This is a genomic window from Lutibacter sp., from assembly GCF_041596795.1.
Taxonomy (GTDB): domain Bacteria; phylum Bacteroidota; class Bacteroidia; order Flavobacteriales; family Flavobacteriaceae; genus Lutibacter.
Map to the genome: position 1 here is coordinate 1 of NZ_JBFHHX010000141.1, position 8,172 is coordinate 8,172.

Annotated in this window: 8 protein-coding genes and 1 pseudogene; all 9 read left to right on the plus strand. The window is 31.2% G+C overall.

Annotated elements, in window-relative coordinates; all coding sequences use genetic code 11:
• A partial coding sequence (locus tag ABY298_RS13280) for an efflux RND transporter permease subunit (RefSeq protein WP_372746544.1) occupies window positions 1-195 on the plus strand: 195 nt, incomplete at its 5' end.
• Window positions 196-1,452 (plus strand): TolC family protein, encoded by a 1,257-nt coding sequence (locus ABY298_RS13285; protein WP_372746545.1) that lies wholly within the window; start codon window positions 196-198, stop codon window positions 1,450-1,452.
• Window position 1,453: 1 nt separating this feature from the next.
• Window positions 1,454-3,280, plus strand: a complete 1,827-nt coding sequence (locus ABY298_RS13290) for an efflux RND transporter periplasmic adaptor subunit (RefSeq protein ID WP_372746546.1) — start codon at window positions 1,454-1,456, stop codon at window positions 3,278-3,280.
• Window positions 3,281-3,349: 69 nt separating this feature from the next.
• Window positions 3,350-3,919 carry a helix-turn-helix domain-containing protein gene (locus ABY298_RS13295; protein ID WP_372746547.1) on the plus strand — a complete coding sequence of 190 codons (570 nt, stop codon included), beginning with the start codon at window positions 3,350-3,352 and terminating at the stop codon, window positions 3,917-3,919.
• Window positions 3,920-4,000: 81 nt separating this feature from the next.
• On the plus strand, window positions 4,001-4,375 hold the full coding sequence (locus tag ABY298_RS13300; protein ID WP_372746548.1) for a heavy metal-binding domain-containing protein: 375 nt from the start codon (window positions 4,001-4,003) through the stop codon (window positions 4,373-4,375).
• Between the two features lie 130 nt (window positions 4,376-4,505).
• Window positions 4,506-6,989 carry a heavy metal translocating P-type ATPase gene (locus ABY298_RS13305; RefSeq protein ID WP_372746549.1) on the plus strand — a complete coding sequence of 828 codons (2,484 nt, stop codon included), beginning with the start codon at window positions 4,506-4,508 and terminating at the stop codon, window positions 6,987-6,989.
• Window positions 6,990-7,025: 36 nt separating this feature from the next.
• Window positions 7,026-7,172, plus strand: coding sequence for a DUF5676 family membrane protein (locus ABY298_RS13310; RefSeq protein WP_372746551.1), 147 nt, complete (start codon window positions 7,026-7,028; stop codon window positions 7,170-7,172).
• A pseudogene (locus ABY298_RS13315) lies at window positions 7,160-7,291 on the plus strand (ATPase); the annotation flags it as partial. The gene ABY298_RS13310 and the pseudogene ABY298_RS13315, both read left to right, overlap by 13 nt.
• 41 nt (window positions 7,292-7,332) lie before the next feature.
• Complete coding sequence (locus ABY298_RS13320) at window positions 7,333-7,632, plus strand: helix-turn-helix domain-containing protein (protein WP_134248633.1); 300 nt, start codon at window positions 7,333-7,335, stop codon at window positions 7,630-7,632.
• The last annotated feature ends 540 nt before the right edge of the window (window positions 7,633-8,172 follow it).

Below are 8,172 nucleotides of genomic sequence, written 5' to 3' on the forward strand. Positions count from 1 at the left end.
CCTGCAATGATGACTGCCGCAACCACTATAATTGTGCTGCTGCCAGTATTATCTTCAACAGGAAAAGGAGCAGATATAATGATTCCTATGGCTATTCCAACCTTTGGTGGAATGATAATTCAAATAATGACAATGTTTGTGGTACCTGTATTACAAGCATATTGGAGAGAATCTGTAATTAAAAAAAATCAATAAATGAAAACTAAAACACTATATAAAATATTAAATATAAGATATTTGATAATGATGAGTTTGCTATTTTCATTTCACGTAAATGGACAAACTTTAAATGAGTATTTGCTAATTGCTTCAAAAAATAATCCTGAGGTAAAATCGGCCTATACAAAATTTGAAGCGGCATTACAAAAATCACCTCAAGTGAGCGCTTTGCCAGATCCAATACTCACCGTTAGTGCGTTTGGTAGAATGATTGAAACAAGAATTGGGAGTCAAGAAGCCCGATTTAGCGTTATGCAGATGTTTCCTTGGTTTGGAACATTAGCGGCAAAAGAAAATGCGGCTAATTTAATGGCGGAAGCACTATTTCAAAACTATGTTGACACAAAAAATGAAGTTTTCTTAAATGTAAAAAAAATATATGCAGAAATGTATGAATTACAACAACTGATTAAGTTGGAAGAAGAAAACTTAGCAATTTTGAATACCTATAAAGAATTAGCCTTAAGCAAATTTAAAAATGGCAAAGGTGCTATGGTGGATGTGGTTCGGATTGATATAAAAAGAAATGAAAGCATCACGAATATTCAACTTTTGAAAAATAAAAAAGAACCGTTACAAGTTGCTTTTAATACTCTTTTGAATAGAAATAGCGCTACTAATTTAGAGTTTCCTGCTGAATTGCCCAAAGCAACAGTTGATGGTTTGGTAGCTTCTGATTCGCTATTTAGTAACAATCCTAAATTAGTGCAATTAGACCGCCAAAAAGAAGCTTTTGAGGCACAAAAAATAGTGGCGATAAAAGAAGGCTATCCAAAAATTGGACTTGGATTGGATTATTCAATTATCGCAAAAAGAGATGTGCCCGATTTAGCGATGAACGGACAAGATGCTATTATGCCAATGCTTTCGGTAACACTTCCTATTTTCAGAAAAAAATACAAGGCTGCACAAAAAGAAGCGGAATATATGATTACTGCAACGGAAGAGAAAAAAGTGGCTGTAACAAATAATTTAATAACAAGTTATAGTAGTGCTCAATATGATGTATCAAAGTCAACGGATTTGTTGAATTTATTTGAAACTCAAGTGAAAAGCACGAAACAAGCAATTGCTCTTTTAATAGCTTCGTATAGCAATTCTGGTTCAGACTTTATTGAAATATTAAGGATGAATCAAGATGTATTAATGTATGAAAAAGCCACCGCTGCAGAAGTTAAAAATCAATTTACAGCACAAGCGAAACTAGATTACTTACTTTCAAAAAACGACTAAAATGACAACAAAAATAAAAAATATACTAAAAATAGTAGGAGTCCTTTTTATTGGACTGTTTCTAGGTTGGATGCTTTTCGGAGGAAGCGATGCAACAAAAGAAGTACACGATCATTCTGCAGAACAAGAAGCAGGAGCTACTTGGACTTGCTCTATGCATCCACAAATTAGACAGTCGGAACCAGGGCAATGTCCACTTTGCGGTATGGATTTAATTCCGGTTGCTACAGATGATGTTGGAGCAGATCCAAACTCACTTCAAATGAGTGAAAATGCACTAAAGTTAGCGAATGTTCAAACAATGGTTGTAGGAAATTCAGCAGCAAATAAGGAATTACGTTTGAATGGAAAAATACAAGTTGATGAACGTAAATTGTATACACAATCTACACATATACCAGGGAGAATTGAAAGTTTAAGGATCAATTTTACGGGTGAAAATGTAAGTAGAGGACAAACCTTGGCAATGGTTTATTCGCCAGATTTGGTGACTGCTCAAGAAGAATTATTACAAGCGTACTCCATTAAAAATTCGCAACCAGAACTATTTGATGCAGCCAAACAAAAATTGAAAAATTGGAAAATTGGTGAAAGTACCATCAACAAAATTATCAGTTCTGGTAAAACAATTCAACAATTTCCTATAACAGCTGATGTATCTGGAATTGTTACTTCCAAAAAAGTAGATTTAGGTGATTATGTAAATAGAGGAATGCCAATTTATGAAATCGCTGATTTATCATCACTTTGGGTGCTTTTTGATATCTATGAAAGTGATATGGCTTGGGTAAAAGTAGGTGATAAAGTTTCGTATACCATTCAATCAGTTCCTGGTGAAACATTTGAAGGAACCATTTCATTTGTAGATCCATTGATTAATGCGCAAACCAGAGTTGCAACTGCACGTGTTGAAATTAAGAATGTAGGTAACAAACTAAAACCTGAAATGTTTGCTTCTGGAATTATTAAAAACAAAGTGAGTAAAACAGCTTCACAAGAAATTGTAATTCCAAAATCTGCGATTATGTGGACGGGTGAACGATCTATTATTTATATTAAAAATAATAGTGGTACTGGTGGAAACTTTACGTTAAGAGAAGTAACATTAGGCCCGTCACTTGGAGATTCTTTTGTGATAAAATCGGGGCTTGAAACGGGTGAGGAAATTGTAGTAAACGGTACATTTACGGTAGATGCAGCTTCGCAATTAGCAGGAAAACCAAGTATGATGAATTTACAAGGTGGTAAAGCAGAAACTGGCCATGCTAACCATGGTAAATCACAGGATGGAGAAGCTTCAGATAAAATGCAAAACGAAAGTAAGTTGTCAATAACTGAAAAAGTTACTGATCATTCAAAAATGAACACTAGAATTTCAGTTTCTAAAGAGTTTCAAAATCAATTAAATAATGTATTTGTTAAATACATAGATTTAAAAGATGCTTTTGCAAATGATAACGCTAAAATCGCACAAAAATCTGCTAGTGATTTATTAAAATTAGTTGGTAAGATTGATATGAAATTATTAACGAATAATGAAGCTCATATGCATTGGATGACAATTTCAAAAGAAATTACGACGTCTGCCAGTGCTATTTCAAAAAGCACTGATATTAGTATTCAAAGAAATCACTTCAAGCACTTATCTACTCATTTAATAAAAGCAGTGAAGTTATTTGGAGTGAATAAAAAAGTATTTGAACAATTTTGCCCAATGGCAGATAACAATAACGGTGCTTACTGGTTAAGTTTATCAGAAAAAATCAACAACCCTTATTTTGGAGCAAAAATGCTGAAATGTGGAAATACTGAAACTATTATTCAATAATGAATATCAAAACTACCTATCATTTTTTGATAGGTAGTTTTAAAATAGATGAATTAAAAACTCAAGGTAATGGAACAAAAGAATATAGTTACCGTAAAAAATATGGTTTGCGACCGTTGTATAAAAGTTGTTAAAGAGGAATTATTAAACAATAATATTGATTTTGAAAGTGTTGATTTGGGTAAAATCTATTTCAATAAAAATCTTTCATCAGAAGAAATGATTACAATAAAAAACATTTTGGAAAAAGAAGGATTTGAAATAGTTGAAGCATTTGATTTCAAAATTGTAAATCAAATTAAAACATTAATTATTGAAAATATTTTTCACGGAAGACATAAAGTATTCGATCAAAATTATTCAACTTTTTTAGCATCAAATTTAGACATTGAATACTGTCAATTAAGTAGAATGTTTTCTGAATTAGAAGGGCGAACCATTGAAAACTATATCATTCAACAAAAAATAGAGCGTGTAAAAGAATTAATTTCTTACAATGAATTAACAATAAGTCAAATTTCATATGAATTAAATTATAGCAGTCCGCAACACCTATCTAGACAATTTAAACAAATCACCGGAATAACACCTACACAGTACAAAAATATAGGGTCTCGTGGGAAATTAGATACGATTTAAACAAAATTATGCACAACAATAAATAGGAATAATCAGACCTTTATAATATAAATAGATAATAAAATTTAAAAACAAAAAATTATGATTACAAAAAAAATAGTAGCTGTTTTAATAATAGCAATGGCAGGTTTTTCTACAATGAAAGCGCAAGAAATGGATCATTCAAAAATGAAAAAAGACAGTACAAAAACTGAAATGAATCATTCCCAAATGGAGATGAAAGCAACTTACACTTGTTCAATGCACGCTGATGTAAAAAGTGATAAGCCAGGTGAATGCCCAAAATGTGGTATGGAATTAAAGAAAATGGAAATGAAACCAGTTTACACTTGTTCAATGCATCCCGAAGTTGTTAGTGATAAAAAAGGTGAATGTCCAAAATGTGGAATGAAATTAATTGAGAAGAAAATAGATACTAAAAAAGAAGATGATCACAAAGGTCATAATCACGAATAATAGAACACTCTTTTAATCAACACGTTTTTATCTTCTGTAAAAACGTGTTATTTAAATAAAAATGAATTTAAAAATAAGGTTTTTCTTTATTTAATTGCTTTAAATCGAACAGAAATTAAAATGTATTCAAATGAAACACACCTATAAAATAGTTGGAATGAGTTGCAATGGTTGTAAAACCAATGTGGAAAAAACCTTACTTAATATTAGTGGAATTATACATGTTTCGGTTGATTTAAAAACAGGAATCACTGAGCTTGGAATGACCCAACACGTTACTCTTGATAAACTTCAACAAGAATTTTTAAATGCTGGACTTCATTATACAATTACTCAATTTGACCCAAATGAAAAACAAACTGTAGTAAAACCTATAAAAAATGTAAAAGACAATGGTATTTTTTATTGTCCAATGCACTGCGAAGGTGAAAAGATTTATAATAAATCGGGTAGTTGCCCAAAATGCGGAATGGATTTGGTAGAGCAACCAAAATTAACCATTGAAACAAAATACACTTGTCCAATGCACCCTGAAGTTATTGAAAACTCCCCTGGCTCTTGTCCAAAGTGTGGTATGGACTTAATACCTGTGGAACCAGACGAAAGTGAAGAATTGAAAACTTACAATATGTTGGCTAAAAAAATGAAAATTTCTACTTTTTTAGCGGTACCTGTGTTGATAATTACTATGGCAATGCATTTACCAATAAACCCATTGCCAAAATTAATGCCTCAAATATACTGGGATTGGTTACAGCTTTTTTTAACAATTCCTATTGTGTTTTATACCTGTGGGATGTTTTTTGAACGTGCTTGGAAATCTATCATTACTTGGAATTTAAACATGTTTACGTTGGTTGGAATCGGTACAGGTGCTGCATTTATATTTAGTATTGTTGCTTTATTATTTCCAGAAGTTTTTCCTTCAGAATTTAAAGGAGAGTCAGGTGATGTCAGTTTATATTTTGAAGCTACAGCAGTTATTCTAACCCTAGTTTTATTAGGGCAATTGTTAGAAGCCAAAGCACATAGCCAAACCAGTGGTGCTATAAAAGAACTACTTAAACTTGCCCCTTCTGAAGCTACAATTGTTGTAAATGGAGAAGATAAAGTGGTTTCAATTCACGATATAAATGTAGGAGATTTTTTAAGAGTAAAACCTGGTGAAAAAATTCCAGTTGATGGTGTTATTGTTGAAGGTAGCAGTAGTATTGATGAATCTATGATAACAGGTGAACCAATTCCGGTAGATAAAAAATCTGAGGACAAAGTAAGTTCAGGTACTATAAATGGTTCTAAATCATTCATCATGAAAGCTGAAAAAGTGGGTTCAGACACATTATTATCACAAATTATTCAAATGGTAAGTGACGCCAGCCGATCACGTGCTCCTATTCAAAAATTAGCCGATACCATCTCTAAATATTTTGTTCCAATTGTAGTAGTGATTTCAATTTTAACATATATCATTTGGGCAAGTTTTGGTCCTGAACCAGCTAGAGTTTATGGTTTTGTAAATGCAGTGGCTGTATTAATTATTGCTTGTCCGTGTGCCTTAGGCTTAGCAACGCCTATGTCTGTTATGGTAGGCGTTGGTAAAGGTGCGCAAAATGGTGTGCTAATTAAAAATGCAGAAGCCTTAGAATTGATGAACAAAGTAAATGTGTTGATTACCGATAAAACAGGAACACTAACTGAAGGAAAACCATCGGTTGAAAAAGTGTATGCTATTGAAGGGGAAGCTACAAATCTTATAACTAGTATTGCTTCATTAAATCAACATAGTGAACACCCTTTAGCTTTGGCAATTGTAAATTATGCTAAGGAAAATAACATTGAATTGGCTAAATCAACAGATTTTGAAGCTGTTGCAGGAAAAGGAATTACGGGAATTGTTAATGATAATAAAGTCGCAATAGGGAATGAGAAATTATTGATACAATTAAATATAAAGATTTCTAGCTCATTAAAAAATGAAGTTATAGTTGAGCAAAAATTAGGTAAAACGGTATCATATATCGCTATTAATAATATTGCAATAGGTTATGTGAGTATTTCCGATGCTATTAAAACTACAAGCAAAGAAGCCGTTAAAAATTTAATGGCAAATGATGTTCAGGTAATTATGCTTACTGGTGATAATGAAAATACTGCAAAGGCAGTTGCTGATGAATTGCATTTGACCAATTTTAAAGCAAGTTGTTTACCAGAAGATAAATTGGAATTTATCAAACAATTACAAGCCGAAGGAAAAATTGTTGCAATGGCTGGTGATGGTATTAATGACGCTCCTGCCTTAGCACAGGCAAATGTGGGTATCGCTATGGGAACAGGAACAGATGTAGCCATTGAAAGCTCAGCAATTACGTTGGTAAAAGGCGATTTAAAAGGTATTGTGAAAGCTAAAAATTTGAGTCATGCTGTAATGAAAAACATCAAACAAAATTTATTCTTCTCATTTGCTTACAATATTTTAGGAGTACCAATTGCTGCAGGTATATTTTTTCCTTTCTTCGGAATTTTATTGTCTCCAATTATTGCGGCATTGGCAATGAGTTTTAGTTCAGTATCTGTAATTGTAAATTCATTACGATTAAGAAATTCAAATATTTAAATAATTATTAAAATGAAAAATATAAATAGTAAACATATGGGATTATCCTGTGGGTTCAAAGCTTTGTTATTATACCTTGGTTGTATTTTAGTTATGAATCTTTTGGGAAAGAATGGCACAATTCACTTTTTTAATAATTTATTACATGGTTTGGACACAAAAACCATAGTAAAACCTACCTAACCACCAACATCAACGCACAAGAAATTGAAAAACGTTACGGTAATAGGGTTAGAAGCAGATTAAGAGCAATGTTTAATTTAATAAGCTTCAATCAAAATTCTATTGATAAAAGAACTTAAAAAATATTTCATAATTTTAATAGGTTTAAAATGAATAAATTATGGAATCAAAATCAACTATTTTACTACACAACATCACGCCTGATGAATTTAAAGAAGCATTAATCTTAAGTTTAAAAGAAGTTATTCTGGAATTACTTCTTGAAACAAAAAAAGAAAAACCACTAGAATATCTAACCCGGAAGCAAGTAGCTGAAATTTTTAAAATTTCTATGGTAACTATATCCGATTGGAATAAGAAAGGAATTCTAAAACCTTACCGTATTGGAAATTTAATCAGATATAAAAGCAATGAAATAGAAGAAGCCCTTACCGAAATTCCATTTCGTCGTTACAATTAATGGAAATTTCATAAAACATAAATTAAAAAGCTCCTAAAAAGGAGCTTTTTAAAAAAAAAATTGCTATGAAATAAGCTTGTACAAATTATGCTATGAAATATAATTTTTAAAAGCTTATTCAAGCTGTACCATAAAAAAAATAAAATGACAACAGCTTAAAAAGATTTAGGTCTATGAAAACCTAACTATTCAAATATAGCTATTTTTAAAGTTAAAAAACAAATAGCTTTCTTATTTTTTTTAATGAAATATTAATAAAAATCAATTTCCAACAAAAACCTATATTTCCTATTTTTTACCAAATTTATTTTAGTTACTTTTAACCTTATTTGTTAAATGTGCTTTGCTCCTTTTCAAATAAAACAAATGTTATGAAGATATTTACCATCATTCTCCAGGCTAACAGTCAATTGCTGTTAGTATGTCAATGTATTTTTAATGGTTTTTATTCTAAATAACAAATGACAAGCATTAACAAATACTCATAAAAATTAGCAGAATTTAAAAACTATAATGGCAAAACAAAATACTCCAAATCCA